This is a genomic window from Pedobacter steynii (assembly GCF_001721645.1).
Classification (GTDB): Bacteria; Bacteroidota; Bacteroidia; order Sphingobacteriales; family Sphingobacteriaceae; genus Pedobacter; species Pedobacter steynii_A.
The window spans coordinates 2,741,788-2,759,331 of record NZ_CP017141.1 but is presented as its reverse complement, the minus strand read 5'-3'; the positions used below and the strand labels follow the sequence as shown (position 1 = coordinate 2,759,331).

The following is a 17,544-nucleotide window of genomic DNA, read 5'->3' as shown; positions in this document are numbered from 1 at the left end:
GTTATATTTTTGCGTATTCTTCTTGTTTAACACTATCAAATTTCTCCAGAGACTCCACGTATTCCGCTACTTGCTCCTTATCTAAATGACCTTCTTTAATCTGCTCCATTTTAGATTGCTCACTTGCACTCTTCAGTAGTAATTTTACCTCAGCAATCGCGATTGAAGGCAATACCCTTAAGAATAAAAGGAACAAAGTAAAGAACACTCCGATCGATCCTACAAAGACACCCACGTCTACCCATGTTGGATAGAACATTGCCCAGCTTGAAGGGATATAATCACGGTGTAATGAAGTCACGATAATTACGAAACGTTCGAACCACATACCGATGTTTACAACGATAGACAGAATCCAGGTTGCAGGAATGTTGGTACGGATCTTTTTGAACCAAAGTAACTGAGGAGAGATTACGTTACACGTCATCATCATCCAGTATGCCCACCAGTAAGGACCAGTTGAACGGTTAATGAAAGCGTATTGCTCGTATTCTGAACCTGAGTACCAGGCAATGAAAAACTCTGTTAAATAAGCCACACCTACTATAGATCCGGTTAGAATGATGATCTTATTCATCGACTCAATGTGGAACATAGTGATGTAATTTTCCAGACCCAATACTTTACGTGCAACCAATAATAAGGTTAACACCATCGCAAATCCGGAGAAGATCGCCCCTGCCACGAAGTATGGAGGGAAAATCGTGGTATGCCATCCCGGAATTACCGAGGTAGCAAAGTCCATGGATACAATTGTGTGTACCGAAAGTACCAGTGGTGTAGAGATACCTGCAAGGATTAAGGACACAGCCTCAAAACGTTGCCAGGTTTTTACGTTACCAGACCATCCGAAAGAGAAAATAGAATAAATTTTACGTCTCACACCTGTTGCACGGTCACGGATAGTCGCGATATCAGGTAGTAAACCTGTATACCAGAATAATAGTGATACCGAGAAGTAAGTAGAGATGGCAAACATATCCCAAACTAACGGAGAGTTAAAGTTCACCCATAATGATCCGAATTGATTCGGTAATGGAAGTACCCAGTAAGCCAGCCATGGTCTACCCATGTGGGATACTACGTATGTGGCCGCACAGATAACCGCGAAGATCGTCATCGCCTCTGCTGAACGGTTAATGGAATTCCTCCAGTTCTGACGGAAGAGTAAAAGTACTGCAGAGATTAATGTTCCGGCGTGACCAATACCAACCCACCAAACGAATCCGGTGATGTCCCATGCCCATCCTACTGTTTTATTTAATCCCCATGCACCGATACCAAACCAGAAGGTATACCCTACGGATACCAGCCAAAGTGTGGCTCCGCAAAGTGCTAGTATAAATCCTATCCACCATGCCTTATTAGGCTTGTTCTCAACTGGCATTAAAATATCATCCGTAATTTTTGCATACGTGATATCACTGCCGGTGATTAATGGTTCTCTTAATATTGATTCCTTATGTCCTGACATAATTTATTTTCTTTAATATCAGCTTACGCTTGTACTGTTGTATCTGTGTTTCTAATTTTTGTCATATAACCTATACCCGGTTGTACGTTGATCTCTTCCAAAACATAGTAAATACGCTCACTACGTAATGCTTTAGATACTTCGGATTCAGGATCATTGGCGTCACCAAAAATGATGGCATTTGCAGAACATGCTTCCTGACATGCCATTTTGATATCTCCGTCTTTTAATGGACGTTTCTCAATTTTAGCTTTCAATTTACCGCCCTGGATACGTTGGATACACATTGAACATTTCTCCATCACACCTCTTGAACGGGTAGTTACATCAGGGTTCAGAACCAGTTGTGTAAATTCGTTGTTCAGGTAGTTATCGAAACGTGAATCATTCCAGTAGTTAAACCAGTTGAAACGACGTACTTTATATGGACAGTTGTTCGCGCAGTAACGGGTACCTACACAACGGTTATAAGCCATGTGGTTTAAACCATCAGATGAGTGTACTGTTGCCAATACCGGACAAACTGTTTCACAAGGTGCGTGATCGCAATGCTGACAAAGCATCGGTTGGTGAACTACAGATACGTTATCAAGGTTATCTAAATGAGCAATTTCTTTCTCTTTAGTTACCGCATTGATGCCATTTCCATGTGCGCCATGTGCTGCTTTCTCTCCGTGAGCTTCACCTTCCACATTAAAGCTGTAGTAACGGTCGATACGGATCCAGTGCATCTCTCTGCGCTTGCGAACCTCTTCCTTACCTACAACAGGAATGTTATTCTCTACGTTACAGGCAACAATACAAGAACCGCAACCAGTACAAGCGTTCAAATCGATCGCCATTACCCAGTTGTTACCTGGTTTCTCATATTTATCCCATAAATCATAAGTTTTATGTTTAGCGTGGTCATTACCTGAACCAGCTGCAGGATTCTTTTTGTATTCTGCAAACGTAGCTTCACGAATGATGTTTCTACCTTCAAAAGAGTGGTGCGTTTGTGTTTGCGCCAGTTCTTCTCTGCCACCAGTTGCAGTTAACTGAACTGTAGTTGCATATTTAGAAGTACCATTGCTAAAGCTTACAAAAGGGAAAGCGTTTTTACCAACGTTATTTCCTGCTTTACCAACTTTGGTACGTCCGTATCCTAAAGCAATAGAAGCTGTTCCCTGAGCTTGTCCCGGTTGAATCAACACAGGTAAGTCTACAGTATAACCGTTTGCTGCCTTTACAGATACAATATCAAACTCTTTGTAGCCTAATTTCTCAGCAAACTTAGGCGCAATAGCAATGTAATTGTCCCAGGTAACTTTAGAAACCGGATCAGGCAATTCCTGTAAAAATGCATTGTTGGCATGTTTACCATCACGCATTGGTACACTTTCGTAAACCTGTAACTCGATATCTTTAGCTAATGATTTGCTGTTATTTAAGATTGTAGGAATTACCGCTGCCAATGACAAGCTGAAGCTATATGCTCCTGCTGGTTTCTCAGCTACTGTAAATACACCTGTCTGTAACACTTCTTTCCAGCTCTTTCCAAATAATGGAAGGATGCTTTTTTCCCAGTTGTTACGTACATACTGATAATATTCTTTAACCGCATTATCAGACCAGATCAATAAACTCTCTTCTGCCTGACGGGTATTGAACACCGGATTGATGGTTGGCTGAACGATAGAGTAAGATCCTTCATAAGCATTTGCATCACCCCATGACTCTAAGTAGTTGTGGTTAACCGCAATTACATCACATAAAGTCGAAGTCTCATCTTTACGGTCAGAGAAAGAAACTTTTAAAGCTACTTTCTTTAATCCGTCTTCAAATGCTTTAGGGTTTGCAACATCATAAGCAGGGTTGGTATCCAGGAAGAATACAGCCGCTACTTCACCTCTGTTCATTTCATTGATAAACTCAGCAAATTCTGCATCGTTACCTGCGTAACGTTTACAAGGATTGTCTAAGTCAATTGTAGTACCGTAGCTACCGATTGCAGAGTTGATTGCATTTACCAGAATCTGGGTAGACACATCATTTGAACCTGAAACGACAACTGATTTACCTTTGTTTTGCAACAGCTCTTTCGCTACTAACTTGATCGCTTTATCAGCAGTTACGTTATTAGGTAAAGCACCGCCGGCTAAGTTATTTCCGGTAATGGTATTATATAAGGTAATTAATGCAGGTCCCTCTTCCGATAATTTTACAGGAACACGCGTATCCGCGTTAGTACCTGTTAAACTCATCCCAGCTTCAAACTGGAAGTGACGTGACATTTTACCAGCCTTTAATGACTTGTGATTTCTGTTCGCAATATACTGGGCAGTAAATTCTTCACCGCTGATCCAGGTACCTAAAAAGTCTGCACCGAAACTTACGATCAGGTCAGCTTTATCGAATCTGTATTTAGGAACTACCGCTTTACCAAAGCTATTCTCATTTGCTTTGATGATACCGGTATAAGAAACTGCATCATATTGTACATGCTTCGTATTAGGATAAGCAGTAGCAAAGTCAGCAATTACATTTTTTGTAGAAGGACTGTTTACAGTAGAGGAAACCACGCGGATTTTCTTTCCTGAAGCCTGAGCCTTATTCAACTCTCCTTTTACAAACTCATCAATCTTAGCCCATGTTGCTTTCTCATCATCCTTTAATACAGGACCCTGTAATTTAGAAACATCATAAAGATCTAAAACTGAAGCTTGTGCCTGTGAATCCGTACCGCAGTTGAATTCTCCTGCGTTAGGATTGGCATCAATTTTAATAGGACGTCCCTCTCTGGTTTTCACCAAAATACTCTGACCATTGAAACTTGAAACATAGTAGTTAGGGATACCCGGAACTACTTCCTCAGGTTTAATGACATAAGGAATTGATTTATGAACCGGGGCTGTCTGACAAGCTGCAAGCGTTACCGCTCCCAGGCCGAAGCCTAAAGCTTTTAAAAAGTCACGGCGCGGGGTTACCGTACTCAACCCTGCTTCATTTAAAACATCTTCTATTGGAAGGGGCTCAGCAAATTCGTTTTTGTTGTTTTCAACAAAATCGGGAGTGTTTTTATACTCCTCTAAGCCTTTCCAGTATTTTTTATTGCTTTCCATTTAAGCTATATTACTGTTTATCGAACGTTCTTTTATTAAACTCTACTATTAATAGTGGCACTTACCACACTCTAAACCACCCAATAATGCTGGTGTGATTTTTTCACCTTTCTTGATTTTCTCATGGGCTTCAATCACTTTCGCATAGAAAGCATTGTCTTTACCTGAAACCTCAGCGTCTTTATGGCAATTGATACACCATTTCATCGTTAGCGGAGAGAACTGATAAATTTCTTCCATCGTATCAACCGGACCATGACATGCAAAACATACTGGCTCGTTAGGTTTTAAACCTTTTTCTTTTCTGATCGCTTCCTCACCTACAACTACGTGTTGAGAGTGGTTGAAGTAAGCAAAATCAGGAAGGTTATGTACACGTACCCACTCTACTGGTTTCTCTTTAGTCTTGTCATAAGTCAAGGTTGCAGGATCATAACCGATAGCGGTATAGATTTTCTGAATCTCAGGAGAAATCTCACCGTTATATTTTTCAGTAGCCTGTACCGATTTGTGACAGTTCATACAAACGTTCACAGATGGAATGGTTGAGTTTTTAGATTTGAATGCACCGGCGTGGCAATACTGACAGTCAATCTTATTTGTACCAGCGTGCAACTCGTGAGAGAATTTAATCGGCTGTACCGGTTGGTAACCAGTGTGTACACCTGTATTCCACATGCCCATCCATCCGAATGAACCTAAGCTCACTACTAAACACAGAATGAAGAAGAATACAAATTTCTTGTTTTTGAATAATCTGCGAACGCCTGTTGCAAGAGAAACGTTATCTTCTTCTGCAAGAACAACACCTTGTTTCTGTAGAATCAAACGCTCCAGCATTTTAATGGCACGTCCCAATACAACTAATACCGCAATCGATATTAATATAATAGCAACGATACCTGCGATAGAGAAATCAGACACCCCTTCAGAAGCAGCTTCAGTTTTAACTTCACCTTCTTTCTTTGGCTCGCCTGCTTTCGCATACGCGATTACATTTTTAATCTGATCGTCCGTCAACTGAGGGAACGTGGTCATCTCCGATGGAGAAAACTTAGCTGCTTCGATCGCCTGCTTATCACCGGCATCAACTAAAGCCTTCCAGTTCTTAACCCATTTGATGGTAAATGCTTCATCCAGCTCGTTAACTTTAGCAGTTAAAGCCGGCCCCGTACTATTACGGTCTAATTGGTGACAAGAAGAACATTTATCTTTAAATATTTTTCTTCCCTCCACTACATCTTGCGCTTGTGTTGCAGAAACGATTAAAACAGATAGGGCCGTTAACATGACTGTCGACTTCCAAACTCTTCTAATGATCAATGAGATATCCCTCATAATGAGTATTTTATGCTATTTTTTAAAAAACTTGTAAACCGTATTTGATGTTCGAACTTAGGTTCTTCACCAAAACGTCCACAAAAGTAAAATTTATTAACTTACCAATGACAAATAAATGACAGTAAATACAATTTATAATCAATCTAAATAGTTCGTTTTTGGGGCTTTAAACGAGGAAAATCAGCAATTTTTAAAAAATTGCTGATTCCCGATAACCAACCTTACATTGGCAATATTTGTAAATTCAATTTACATTTTTAATATCCATGAAAAGATCAGTGGAGCAACGATTGTCGCATCTGATTCAACGATGAACTTAGGCGTATTGATATCCAGTTTACCCCAGGTGATTTTTTCATTAGGTACAGCACCTGAATAAGAGCCGTAGGAAGTGGTAGAATCAGAGATCTGGCAGAAATAGCTCCAGAATGGAATATTCTCCATTTCCATATCCTGATAAAGCATCGGTACCACACAAATCGGGAAGTCACCGGCAATACCTCCACCAATCTGGAAAAATCCGATTCCTTTACCTGAACTGTTCTTAATATACCAGTCAGCTAAATATCCCATATATTCAATTCCACCTTTCATCGTGGTTGCAGTCAATTCAGATTTCATCACATAAGAAGCGAAGATATTACCCATAGTAGAGTCTTCCCATCCTGGTACTACAATCGGAAGATTTTTCTCTGCCGCTGCAAGCATCCATGAATTTTTAGGATCAATCTCATAGTACTGCTCTAAATCTCCACTCAATAACATCTTATACATAAACTCATGTGGGAAATAACGCTCACCTGCTTTTTCTGCATCTGTCCAGATTTTATGGATGTGTTTCTGCAATCTGCGGAAAGCCTCTTCTTCAGGAATACAGGTATCAGTAACTCTGTTGTAATGGTTTTCCAAAAGATCCCACTCATCCTGAGGGCTCAGGTCGCGGTAATTAGGTACTCTTTTATAGTGTGAATGCGCAACAAGGTTCATGATATCTTCCTCCAGGTTGGCACCGGTACAGGAAATGATCGAAACTTTATCCTGACGGATCATTTCGGCTAAGGAGATACCCAGCTCTGCAGTACTCATCGCTCCTGCAAGGGTAATCATCATCTTACCACCTTCATCTAAATGTGTTTCATATCCTTTAGCCGCATCCATCATAGCTGCCGCATTAAAATGGAGATAATGTTTCTCCATGAATTGCGAGATAGGTCCTCTTGTTGTACTCATCTTTGATTAAATTTTGTTGTTGCCGCAAAAATAGGCAAATAATCGTAAAGGACTAATGATAACATCCGAACTCTTAGCAAAAAGAATCTTTCGGCGAAAAACAATTCTTTAAAAATTAATCCGTTATCAATATCTGGCCTCAATCTTGCTAAGGGATCGCGGATAACAGGATAATTTAAATCTTTATACTATTTTAGGCCAATGAAGAAAATTTCGCTTTGCATCACTATACTTATTATTACTGCCGCAGAGGTATCAGCGCAAAAGAAATTTATCAAAAGATACTTATCAGATAAGACAGACAGCTCCCGGAGAGCGAGTTTCATGCCAGTACCTATATTCCGTTATTCACAGGAAATCGGAGCCGAGTTTGGATTGGGCGCCTTATATTCCACTTATATCGACAGGAAAGACAGTAGCAACCGCAGTTCTAACTTTTCCGGTGTAGCAACGATATCTACCAAAGGCCAATATAATTTCTCTTTAAAAAGCGATATCTGGACAAAAGGAAATGATTACCATTTAATTTCTGAATTCCGGTTTAAGCGGATGCCTTTCAATTTCTATGGCCTAGGTAACGAAACTCTGGAAGCCAACTCTGACCGATTGATACAGCGCCAGTCGAGAGTGATGTTTGAAGCAGAAAAAAGACTATTGCCTCATGCCTATACCGGATTGTCCTTAGGTTTTGAAAACTATAACTTTAAAGACGAGGTTTCCGGAGGAATATTCACAACAGACCAAAGCCTGATTCACAAAGGTGGAGGTAACGTAGCTTATATAGGTATCTCTCAAAGTTACGACACCAGGAATTCCAACAACTATCCAACCAAGGGTTTCCTCGGCCGGGTTACTTATCAATACGCACCAGACTTCTGGGGTGGAGAAAGTTTTACGGGGAGTGTCATCAAAGCTAATGTCCGTAATTTCTGGCCGCTTTCTAAAAAATTCGTCCTTGGCGTAAATGCTTTATTCCATACCGTGCAGGGAAAGAATACGCCATTCTATCTGTTGCCTCAAATGGGTAATGATGAAATGATGAGAGGCTATTATACCGGACGTTACAGAGACAGAAACCTTTTGGCAGGACAGGCAGAACTACGCTATCGTTACAATAACCGTTTCGGCGCAGTTGTATTTGCCGGCACCGGACAGGTTTTTGACAATGGTGATTTTTCTGCAAAAAACTTCAAACCTTCTTATGGTGCGGGAGGAAGATATTTCTTCGATCCTGAAAAAGGACTGAGTGTCCGCTTAGACTATGCGGTTGGAGAAAAAAGAGTAAATGAGAAACGTCAGAGCGGATTCTATATCACCCTGGCCGAAGCATTTTAAAACTTAATCTTAAAATGCTCTTTAGCCTGCCCCTTTTTAAAGTAAACCAACCCGATCCAGAAAAGATCTACAGTTACTGTTACTTCAGGGTGCTGTTTAATTTCTTCCCAGGCTTCTTTCATTCCCTCACTCCAGTAAATGTCGTCAAAAATCAGCAGTGAGCCTTCATGCACTTTAGGCAGACACCAGTTAAAATAATTTAAGGTGGCCTCCTTTCTATGGTTTCCGTCTACATATACAAAGTCCAGCTTTGCTTCCTGATCAATTACACCTGGAAGTAAAGTATCAAAATTCCCGACCCGCAACTCTACATTGTCCAGCTCCAGTTCCTGGAAATTCTTGTAGGCTACCTTTGCAGTTTCCGGACAACCTTCTATAGTAATTACATCTGCCTCAGGGCAGGCTTTGGAAAGATAAGCGCTGGTAATGCCCAGACAAGTCCCCAGCTCGATGATACTTTTAGGCTGATTGTCCCTGGCAAGGCGATAGATCAGCTGTGCCAGACGAGGATTTTTTAAGGCATTCTTTGCAATCTGCTTTACCTGCTTGGTTCTATTTTTATTCAGATGAGAACCTGCTCCCAGATCCGTTACCGTGATTAAAGAATCGTCATTGAAAAGTTTTTTTCTTTGCGCCTCGATGCTTTTGTAATCACTTTTAGCGTTAAAATCGTAAATTACCTCATCCGTAAGCTTATATACGAAGGGTGAGTGGGTACCATGTCTGCTTTTAGAGGTAAAGCGATGCTTCAGATAGTCACTGATGAAATTGAAAACCATAGCTACAAAAATAAGCAATCACATGATTCTAAGTTGCATGTTTAATGGAAAATAGTAAAGAAATAAGTGCATTGGTCAAATTGCTTGATGATCCCGATCCGGAGATTTATCAGCATATTGAAAAACGCCTGCTGGAATATGGTGCTGAGGTGGTCCATTTTTTAGAGCATGCCTGGGAACAATCTTTAGATTCACTGCTTCAGGAAAGAATTGAAAACATTGTTCATAAGATTCAGTTTTCAAGTGTCAAGGAAGACCTGAACCTTTGGTTCCAGAGCGGAGCTTTTGACCTGCTTCAGGGGGCATTGGTGATCAACAGGTACCAGTACCCTGATCTTGATGAGCAAAAAATCATCCTTCAGATTGAAGAAATAAAAAGAGAAATCTGGATGGGTCTGCAATATGAAATGAGTTCTATTGAAAAAATCAAACTCATCAATCATATATTTTATAATGTATATGGTTTTAGCGGAAACACGAAAAATCATCATGACCCGCAAAACTCCTATATCAATCAGGTCCTGGAAAGTAAAAAAGGAAATCAGATTTCGCTGGCCATCATTTATTCCACCATTGCCCAGAAACTGGATATACCGGTATATGGCGTAAATCTTCCGCAGCATTTCATTTTAGGATATATCGACGAAAGTAAAAGAGAAGAACATGAATTTGGCGTACTTTTCTATATCAATGCCTTTAATAAAGGAGCGATATTCGGCAAACACGATGTAGATCAGTTCCTCAGACAATTAAACCTGGATCCCATGCCTGGCTTTTACGCACCATGCAGCAATGTAGAAATCATCAGAAGAATCATCAGAAATCTCATCTCTTCTTATGAAAACCTGGGCTCAACAGAAAAAGTGGCAGAACTTAAAGAACTACAGGATATCCTCAGCAATACTGACCTTTAAAGAAACTGATTGGATTTCATCCAATTGATCAGCCGGTCAAACCACTGATCAGCGGTAGTTTTATTATTCAGGCCAAAACCATGACCGCCATTCTGATAAAGATGCATTTCAGAGCTGACTCCTGCTTTCACTAAGGCCCGGTTAAAAACGATACTATTCTCTACCGGAACAGTTTTATCGTCATTGGCATGGATTAAAAATGTGGGTGGAGTTTTCGCATCTACATATTTCTCATTGGAAAAATAATCTTTTTGAGCTTCTGTAAGATTTGGCCCCGCCAGATTTTTCGCTGAACCCGTATGCGGGGATTCTCTAAATGAGATCACCGGATAGATCAGGATGGAAAAGTCCGGACGAAGACTCTGCTGTCCCGCATTTTCTATTTTAACATCCCCATAATGAACTGTCAGGCTTCCTGCAAGATGCCCTCCTGCAGAAAATCCCATGACACCTATTTTAGCGGGATTAATATTCCATTTCTCTGCGTTTTGTCTCAATACCAATATAGCTTGTTGCGCATCCTGCAAGGGGCCGAAAGATTTATCCAGCATAATCGCATCATTCGGCAAACGGTATTTTAGCACAAAAGCTGCAACCCCGATTTCGTTAAATTTCCTGGCCACATCATAACCTTCATGTCCGATCGCAAGAATACCATATCCTCCTCCCGGACAAATGATCACCGCCGTACCATTTGCCTTTTCTTTTGCCGGCAAAAAAACACTTAATGTAGGTTGAGAAACCTTACTGACCCTCAGGATTCCATCTTTTCCTTCCTCCGCGATTTCTTTATAATCCACAGGTGTTGGTTTTGATCCCGGAATTGCTCCGGGATATAATAGTACAGGCTCCTGCGCTATAAGATTACTTGCTGAAATAAGACTTGTCATGAACAGTGCAATAAGGTATTTCATCATTAGAACTCCATTAAGTATGCTTTCAAAAATTCGTTCAGTTCCCCATCCAATACTCCCTGAGCATTTGAGGTTTCATAATTGGTCCGCAGATCCTTTACCAGTTTATAAGGATGTAAAACATAGTTCCGGATTTGAGATCCCCATTCAATCTTCTTTTTAGAACCCTCAATTGCTGCTGTTGCTTCCATGCGTTTACGCATCTCCGCTTCATACAATTGTGATTTTAACAGCCGCATTGCGTTTTCTTTATTCTGTAGCTGAGAACGTGACTCCTGGTTTTTAATCACAATCCCGGAAGGCTTATGATACAACCTCACCGCGGTCTCCACCTTATTCACGTTCTGTCCTCCTGCACCACCCGAGCGAAAAGTTTCAAACTCCACTTCAGAATCCTTCACCTCAATTTCTATGGTATCATCTACCAATGGATAAACGTAAACCGAAGCAAAAGAAGTATGGCGACGTGCATTGGAATCAAATGGTGAAATCCGAACCAAACGGTGTACCCCGTTTTCGCCTTTCAGGTAACCATAAGAAAAGTCTCCGGCAAATTGAAGCGTCACCGATTTAATCCCGGCCACCTCCCCTTCCTGAGAATCCTGCTCCGTTACTTTATAGCCGTTCTTTTCTCCCCACATGATGTACATCCGCATCAGCATTGCTGCCCAGTCGCAACTCTCCGTGCCACCCGCACCTGCCGTGATTTGCATCACCGCATACAGCTGATCCTCTTTACTGCTCAGCATATTCTTTAATTCCAGCTCCTCGACCATTTGCAAACATTTATTGTATTGCTCCTGCATCTCTTCAGCACTGGCATCTCCGGCCTGTAAAAAATCAAAAAGTACTTCTGTATCTTCCAGCTCAGTACTCACGGCCTGCCAGGCATCTGTCCAGACCTTTTTAGAATTGATTCCTGCAAGATGCTTCTCTGCTTTTTTGGGATCATCCCAGAAATCAGATTGCAGGGTAAGTTCCTGCTCTATATAAATTTCATCTAAACGTACTTCTACGTCAAAGATGCCTCCTCAGCGACGCTACTCTGTCCCTTAAATCCTGTATTTGTTCTTTTGTCATAATCACAAATATATAAAATACAAAAGGCTATTTAAACAATGTTTAAATAGCCTTTCAAAATAAGCAGAAAGTATTAATTAAAAAGCCCTTTTAGCTTATCTACAATGCCTCCTTCGCCTTCTTTTGCTGCTCCTTCTTTATTGCCATTGAACAATTCCGTCAGATCTGATAATTGAAATTTACCATCTTCTCCTGAGATCTTGGTCAATACATCCTGAATGTTAAAAGAACTGTCGTTCGGATCATTCGTTTTATTAATGAACTTACCTATAATTCCAGGAATTACAGAAGCTGCAATTGCTTTTGCCGAGTCCAGATTAATCCCCATTCCAGCAAGTTTGTCTACAAAACCGGCCGAAGCATCCTGTGCCACAGCACTTCCTTCTACGTTTCCACCTTTAAAAGCCTCCACAAGACCACCAATATTTCCAGATGATAATTGTTGCTTTAGTGAATCAAAGATCGAACCTGAAGCCGCTTGAATCGCAGCTTCGTTCTGCTCATTCGGGATCGCAGGATTATTTACAATCGCTTCCTGAGTACTTTCTTTTACCAATTCATTTAAATTTTCTAACATGGTTGTTGTTTTTCTAGGTGACGTACTATTTCTTTAATTAAATATAATCAAATAAAATGATGCCAAAATCAAAAAAATGTTGTTATTTCTTTAAGTTCATGTAATCAAGTGCCAGGTTACTAAGTGCTTTTACACCAAGGGTAAAACCACTTTCATCGATAAAGAAATCAGGTGTATGATGTGAAGGTGCTTTCAAGGGGTCTCCTCCTTTTGGCATACCTCCCAGAAAAATAAACAATCCCGGAACTTTCTCCTGATAAAAAGAGAAATCTTCCGCACCGGTAACCGGAGGTTTCAAGCGCACGTGATCTGCTCCGGCTGTTGCCTGCAGGCTTGGCAGCATTTTTTCTGTTAAAGGAATATCATTGAAAGTCACCGGATAATGATTGCTGTAGGGAATCTTAACTTCTGCTTTCCCTCCACCTGCTTCCGCAGTTTTCGTAGCGATTGTTGTTACCCTTTCAATAAACATCGCCTCATCTTCCTTAGTAAAGTTGCGGATGGTACCCAGCATCTCTACCTTTTCAGGAATAATGTTAGACCTTACCCCTCCGTTAATGGCACCAATGGTGACCACTCCCGGATTCTCCGTCACATTCAGGTTCCTGCTCACAATGGTCTGCAGGTTATTCACAATTTGTGCAGAAATCACAACCGGATCCACACTGCTCCATGGATAGGCTCCATGTGCCTGTCTGCCGGTAACGGTAATTTTCAAATCATTTACCGCCGCCATTATCCCGCCAGGACGATAAGTAATGTCGCCAACAGAGGTCTGTGAGTTGATGTGTAAACCAAAGATGACCTCCACTTTCGGGTTTTCCAGAACTCCCTCTTTCACCATCAGCTCCGCACCTCCTTCTTCTCCATGCGGAGCGCCTTCTTCGGCCGGCTGAAATATAAATTTTACCGTTCCCGGAATGTCTTTCTTTATCGAAGCCAAGACTTCTGCCACGCCCATCAAAATGGCCACATGGGTGTCATGACCGCAGGCATGCATCACACCTACTTCCTGTCCGTTATAAGTTGTTTTTACTTTGGAGGCAAAAGGTAATGCAACCCGTTCTGTTACCGGAAGTCCATCCATATCGGCGCGTAAAGCAACAACAGGTCCTGGTTTCCCACCTTTTAAGATGCCTACCACTCCGGTTTTAGCCACTCCGGTCTGCACCTCAATGCCGAGTGAAGCCAAATGCTTTGCCACAATTCCTGCCGTCCTGACTTCAGTATTGCCCAATTCAGGGTGCTCATGCAGATCCCGGCGCCAGTCGATCACCTTTTTTTCTATGCTCAGTGCTTTTTTAGAAACCTCTGTTCTCAGGTTGCTTTTCTGAGCGAGAACGTTTGACGAAATCATGACCAGCAAAACAAAGTAAATTCTTTTCATAAATATCATTTTTACGTTAAATATAAGATTAACCCCTACATTTACAAAAACACTAATATGATGCTACCAACGATAAACTTTACAGAAACTGAGGCTTATAAATACCTTACCGATCATTTTATTGACATCAATGAGAAGAGTCTGAAGGATCTTTTTGCTGAAGATGAAACCCGTTTTGAGAAATTCTCCCTGGTATTTGAAGACATCCTGATCGACTATTCGAAAAACAGGATTAACGATACCACAATGGCTTTATTAATTCAGCTGGCGAGGGAATGTAAATTAGATGAAGCGATTAAAGCGATGTTTAATGGCGATAAAATCAATCAGACGGAAGGCAGACAGGTATTACATACGGCTTTACGTAACCAAAGTAACACTCCGGTTCTTGTAGAGGGTAAAAATGTCATGGACGAAGTTAACCGCGTCCTGGCAAAAATGGAGAAATTCAGTGCAGAGATCATTTCCGGATCCTGGAAAGGATATACCGGAAAAACCATTACTGATGTGGTAAACATTGGAATTGGCGGTTCTGATTTAGGCCCTGTTATGGTTACAGAAGCGCTAAAAGCTTATAAAAACCATTTAAACATGCACTTCGTTTCTAATATCGACGGAACACATATTGCAGAAACCTTAAAGAAAGTAAATCCGGAAACCACCCTGTTTCTGATTGCTTCCAAAACATTTACCACTCAGGAAACCATGACCAATGCCAACAGTGCAAAGGACTGGTTCTTAAATAGCGGTGCAAAACAGGCAGATGTGGCGAAACATTTTGCTGCCCTTTCCACCAATGCAAAAGATGTATCTGCATTTGGTATCGATACCGAGAATATGTTTGAATTCTGGGACTGGGTAGGTGGAAGATATTCCCTATGGAGTGCCATCGGCCTTCCTATTGCCTTGAGCATTGGTTATGACAATTTTAAACAATTACTTGCGGGTGCACATGCTGCTGATGAACATTTTGAAACTGCAGAATTTGAAATTAATGTTCCCGTTATTCTGGCATTGATCGGCATCTGGTACATCAATTTCTTTGATGCAGAAACCCAGGCTATTTTACCTTACGATCAGTATATGCACCGGTTTGCAGCCTATTTCCAGCAGGGAGATATGGAAAGCAATGGTAAACACGTAGACCGGAACGGAAATGATGTGACTTATGAAACAGGTCCGATCATCTGGGGTGAGCCTGGAACCAATGGTCAGCATGCCTTTTATCAGTTGATCCATCAGGGAACGCGTCTAATTCCATGCGACTTTATCGCTCCGGCACAAAGCTTAAACCCTTTAGGAAATCACCATCCCATCCTATTGTCCAACTTCTTTGCACAAACAGAAGCACTGATGAATGGAAAAACCAAAGAACAGGTAACCGAAGAACTTAAAAAAGAAGGCAAAACTGCGGAAGAAATAGAAAAACTGGCTCCTTTCAAGGTTTTTGAAGGAAACCGGCCAACTAATTCTATTCTTTTGAAAAAAGTAACCCCTTTCAGTCTTGGCAGTCTGATTGCTATTTATGAGCATAAAATCTTTGTTCAGGGCATCATCTGGAACATCTTTAGTTTTGACCAATGGGGTGTAGAGCTGGGTAAACAATTGGCTAAAAGCATCCTTCCGGAACTGGAAGATGATCAGGAAGTCGCTACCCATGACGGATCTACAAACGGTCTGATCAACCAGTATAAGAGCTGGAGATAGAATCTCTGATAAATTAGCGCTTGGAATTAAACCTTTTAAGCGCTAATTTGTTCTAATACAATAAAATACACAATCATGAAAACATTAAAAAAATTATTAACGCTACTTATTGTTTTCAGTACGGTACAGGCCATTGCTCAGACAGATAAAGCAACCACTACACAACTTGTTGCAGATCAGCACCTGATATTCAATGCCACTTCAGCCATGCCTATGGCAAATGCAGATGTGAATGCCGTATTGAATAAAATGCCCGGCAATGTAGGAGGAGGCATGATTCAACTCTCCGGCTCTCAATACCAGCTTAAAATCAATAAAGACAGTGTAGAGGCTTATTTGCCTTATTATGGGCGCGCCTATACCGCCTCCCTGGACCCCAATGATTCAGGAATCAAGTTTAAGTCTAAAAAATTCGACTATAAAACGACCAAAAGGAAAAAAGGCGGCTGGATCATTAACATCGCCCCAAAAGATACAAAAGAGGTGCAAAGCATGAGCCTGAGTGTCTCAGAGAATGGATATGCGGTACTGAATGTGAACAGCAACAACAGGCAATCCATCTCTTTCAATGGCTTCATTTCTGAGCCTAAAGAAGATAAAAAATAACTAACAGCTTAATCAGCCCTATTTTTTAGGGCTGATTTTTACTTCAAACATTTTCGGCCATTTTTTGCCGGTTACAAACAATCTCTTTCCATCTTTATCCCAGGCAATTCCATTCAGAACATTGTTTGCCTGATCGATTTCATCTTTGTAATAACCTGCAGGCAGCAGACCTGAGAAATCAATTTCCTGCTCTACCACGCCTGATTTGGGATCGATCACCACAATCACGTTTTTTGTATAAACATTCGCATAGATCTTCCCATCAATGTACTCCAGCTCATTTAACCTGTCTACGGGCCCGGCATTGTTGTATACTTCTATCGAGCTTTCTTCTTTATAGTTGTCTTTATTCAGGAACCAGATTTTATTCGTTCCATCAGATTTGATCAGTTGTTTCCCATCAAAACACAAGCCCCATCCTTCCATACTGGCCTGATAAGGGAAAGTCGACAATTGATTAAATGATTTTGCATCAAACACCAAACCCAATCTGTTTTGCCAGGTCAGCATCACCACCTTATTGTCAACCAGACTGGATCCTTCTCCAAAATACTGATCATCAAGTTTAGTCTGCTGTAATACTTTTCCTGACTTAACCTCTACCCACCTTAACGTAGAATGCTCCTCCTGTCCGGTGCTTTCCAGAAATTTCCCGCCATGGTATTCCAGTCCTTGTGTATAGGCAGAAGTGTCGTGCGGAAAGGTATTGACCACCTTATAGGTATATTGCACAGGCTTAAGGGCTGATTTTAGTTCGATATTAATGGTCAGGGTGTCTTTTTTCCCTCCCTCTTCAATCACCGCGGTAATCAGCTTATAACCCAGACTAAGGCCGGCAGTACTCACTGATATTGCTTCCCCATTATTTTTAGAGCCCACAGGTTTGCCATCCAGTGTATAGGAAGCAGCAGTAACACTCTTTCCTGATGGCACATCCAATGCGATCTTTACCTCTTCACCCAAGCCAAAGGACTGCCCTTGTTCAGGAAACTTAAATCCAACACTGGAACCCCCTGAGCCATTGTCCTTACAGGAAATCACAAATGTAATTCCCGATAACACAATTACCGCCAGGGCTAACTTCGATAAACTCATGATT

Annotated in this window: 14 protein-coding genes; 4 read left to right on the top strand and 10 right to left on the bottom strand. The window is 41.2% G+C overall.

The window, feature by feature from the left end; all coding sequences use genetic code 11:
- Window position 1: 1 nt before the first annotated feature.
- From nrfD to BFS30_RS11435, 4 genes are all read right to left on the bottom strand, one after another.
- The gene (gene nrfD / locus BFS30_RS11450) at window positions 2–1,474 is read right to left on the bottom strand and encodes an NrfD/PsrC family molybdoenzyme membrane anchor subunit (protein ID WP_069379418.1); all 1,473 of its coding nucleotides are present in this window, start codon (window positions 1,472–1,474) and stop codon (window positions 2–4) included.
- A 23-nt stretch (window positions 1,475–1,497) separates the two neighbouring features.
- Window positions 1,498–4,575 (bottom strand): TAT-variant-translocated molybdopterin oxidoreductase, encoded by a 3,078-nt coding sequence (locus BFS30_RS11445; protein WP_069379417.1) that lies wholly within the window; start codon window positions 4,573–4,575, stop codon window positions 1,498–1,500.
- Between the two features lie 48 nt (window positions 4,576–4,623).
- Window positions 4,624–5,913 (bottom strand): c-type cytochrome, encoded by a 1,290-nt coding sequence (locus tag BFS30_RS11440; RefSeq protein WP_069379416.1) that lies wholly within the window; start codon window positions 5,911–5,913, stop codon window positions 4,624–4,626.
- Between the two features lie 252 nt (window positions 5,914–6,165).
- On the bottom strand, window positions 6,166–7,146 hold the full coding sequence (locus BFS30_RS11435; protein WP_069379415.1) for a deoxyhypusine synthase family protein: 981 nt from the start codon (window positions 7,144–7,146) through the stop codon (window positions 6,166–6,168).
- 201 nt (window positions 7,147–7,347) lie between these two features.
- Here BFS30_RS11435 and BFS30_RS11430 point away from each other — a divergent pair, with 201 nt between their 5' ends.
- Window positions 7,348–8,481 (top strand): BamA/TamA family outer membrane protein, encoded by a 1,134-nt coding sequence (locus BFS30_RS11430; protein ID WP_069379414.1) that lies wholly within the window; start codon window positions 7,348–7,350, stop codon window positions 8,479–8,481.
- Here BFS30_RS11430 and BFS30_RS11425 read toward each other — a convergent pair.
- Window positions 8,478–9,260, bottom strand: a complete 783-nt coding sequence (locus tag BFS30_RS11425) for an O-methyltransferase (RefSeq protein ID WP_069379413.1) — start codon at window positions 9,258–9,260, stop codon at window positions 8,478–8,480. The genes BFS30_RS11430 and BFS30_RS11425 overlap by 4 nt on opposite strands.
- A gap of 44 nt (window positions 9,261–9,304) precedes the next feature.
- On the opposite strand from BFS30_RS11425, the gene BFS30_RS11420 reads away from it, so the two are divergent.
- Window positions 9,305–10,174, top strand: coding sequence for a transglutaminase-like domain-containing protein (locus tag BFS30_RS11420; protein ID WP_069379412.1), 870 nt, complete (start codon window positions 9,305–9,307; stop codon window positions 10,172–10,174).
- Here the strand turns inward: BFS30_RS11420 and BFS30_RS11415 are convergent.
- The 4 genes from BFS30_RS11415 to BFS30_RS11400 all read right to left on the bottom strand — a co-directional run bounded on the left by BFS30_RS11415 (window position 10,171) and on the right by BFS30_RS11400 (window position 14,132).
- Window positions 10,171–11,091: an alpha/beta hydrolase gene (locus BFS30_RS11415; protein ID WP_335645373.1), complete on the bottom strand. Its 921-nt coding sequence runs from the start codon at window positions 11,089–11,091 to the stop codon at window positions 10,171–10,173. The two genes, BFS30_RS11420 and BFS30_RS11415, sit on opposite strands and share 4 nt — an antisense overlap.
- A protein-coding gene (gene prfB, locus BFS30_RS11410; protein ID WP_157262907.1) for a peptide chain release factor 2 occupies window positions 11,091–12,168 on the bottom strand; the annotation gives its coding sequence in 2 pieces (ribosomal slippage) (window positions 11,091–12,107 and window positions 12,109–12,168; 1,077 coding nt in all). The genes BFS30_RS11415 and prfB overlap by 1 nt, the downstream gene beginning before the upstream one ends.
- A 73-nt stretch (window positions 12,169–12,241) precedes the next feature.
- Window positions 12,242–12,745, bottom strand: a complete 504-nt coding sequence (locus tag BFS30_RS11405; RefSeq protein WP_069379411.1) for a hypothetical protein — start codon at window positions 12,743–12,745, stop codon at window positions 12,242–12,244.
- Window positions 12,746–12,827: 82 nt separating this feature from the next.
- Window positions 12,828–14,132 carry an amidohydrolase gene (locus tag BFS30_RS11400; RefSeq protein WP_069382396.1) on the bottom strand — a complete coding sequence of 435 codons (1,305 nt, stop codon included), beginning with the start codon at window positions 14,130–14,132 and terminating at the stop codon, window positions 12,828–12,830.
- Window positions 14,133–14,192: 60 nt separating this feature from the next.
- On the opposite strand from BFS30_RS11400, the gene pgi reads away from it, so the two are divergent.
- Both pgi and BFS30_RS11390 read left to right on the top strand, forming a co-directional pair.
- Window positions 14,193–15,839 (top strand): glucose-6-phosphate isomerase, encoded by a 1,647-nt coding sequence (gene pgi, locus BFS30_RS11395; RefSeq protein WP_069382395.1) that lies wholly within the window; start codon window positions 14,193–14,195, stop codon window positions 15,837–15,839.
- A gap of 75 nt (window positions 15,840–15,914) precedes the next feature.
- Window positions 15,915–16,445: a DUF4251 domain-containing protein gene (locus tag BFS30_RS11390; protein WP_069379410.1), complete on the top strand. Its 531-nt coding sequence runs from the start codon at window positions 15,915–15,917 to the stop codon at window positions 16,443–16,445.
- 18 nt (window positions 16,446–16,463) lie between these two features.
- Here the strand turns inward: BFS30_RS11390 and BFS30_RS11385 are convergent, their stop codons facing one another.
- Window positions 16,464–17,540 (bottom strand): glutaminyl-peptide cyclotransferase, encoded by a 1,077-nt coding sequence (locus BFS30_RS11385; RefSeq protein WP_237028740.1) that lies wholly within the window; start codon window positions 17,538–17,540, stop codon window positions 16,464–16,466.
- Window positions 17,541–17,544: the final 4 nt, after the last annotated feature.

Coding starts and splice junctions, on each gene's coding strand:
- nrfD (WP_069379418.1), bottom strand. CDS start 1,474: ATGTCAGGACATAAGGAATCAATATTAAGAGAACCATTAATCACCGGC.
- BFS30_RS11445 (WP_069379417.1), bottom strand. CDS start 4,575: ATGGAAAGCAATAAAAAATACTGGAAAGGCTTAGAGGAGTATAAAAAC.
- BFS30_RS11440 (WP_069379416.1), bottom strand. CDS start 5,913: ATGAGGGATATCTCATTGATCATTAGAAGAGTTTGGAAGTCGACAGTC.
- BFS30_RS11435 (WP_069379415.1), bottom strand. CDS start 7,146: ATGAGTACAACAAGAGGACCTATCTCGCAATTCATGGAGAAACATTAT.
- BFS30_RS11430 (WP_069379414.1), top strand. CDS start 7,348: ATGAAGAAAATTTCGCTTTGCATCACTATACTTATTATTACTGCCGCA.
- BFS30_RS11425 (WP_069379413.1), bottom strand. CDS start 9,260: ATGGTTTTCAATTTCATCAGTGACTATCTGAAGCATCGCTTTACCTCT.
- BFS30_RS11420 (WP_069379412.1), top strand. CDS start 9,305: ATGGAAAATAGTAAAGAAATAAGTGCATTGGTCAAATTGCTTGATGAT.
- BFS30_RS11415 (WP_335645373.1), bottom strand. CDS start 11,091: ATGATGAAATACCTTATTGCACTGTTCATGACAAGTCTTATTTCAGCA.
- BFS30_RS11405 (WP_069379411.1), bottom strand. CDS start 12,745: ATGTTAGAAAATTTAAATGAATTGGTAAAAGAAAGTACTCAGGAAGCG.
- BFS30_RS11400 (WP_069382396.1), bottom strand. CDS start 14,132: ATGAAAAGAATTTACTTTGTTTTGCTGGTCATGATTTCGTCAAACGTT.
- pgi (WP_069382395.1), top strand. CDS start 14,193: ATGCTACCAACGATAAACTTTACAGAAACTGAGGCTTATAAATACCTT.
- BFS30_RS11390 (WP_069379410.1), top strand. CDS start 15,915: ATGAAAACATTAAAAAAATTATTAACGCTACTTATTGTTTTCAGTACG.
- BFS30_RS11385 (WP_237028740.1), bottom strand. CDS start 17,540: ATGAGTTTATCGAAGTTAGCCCTGGCGGTAATTGTGTTATCGGGAATT.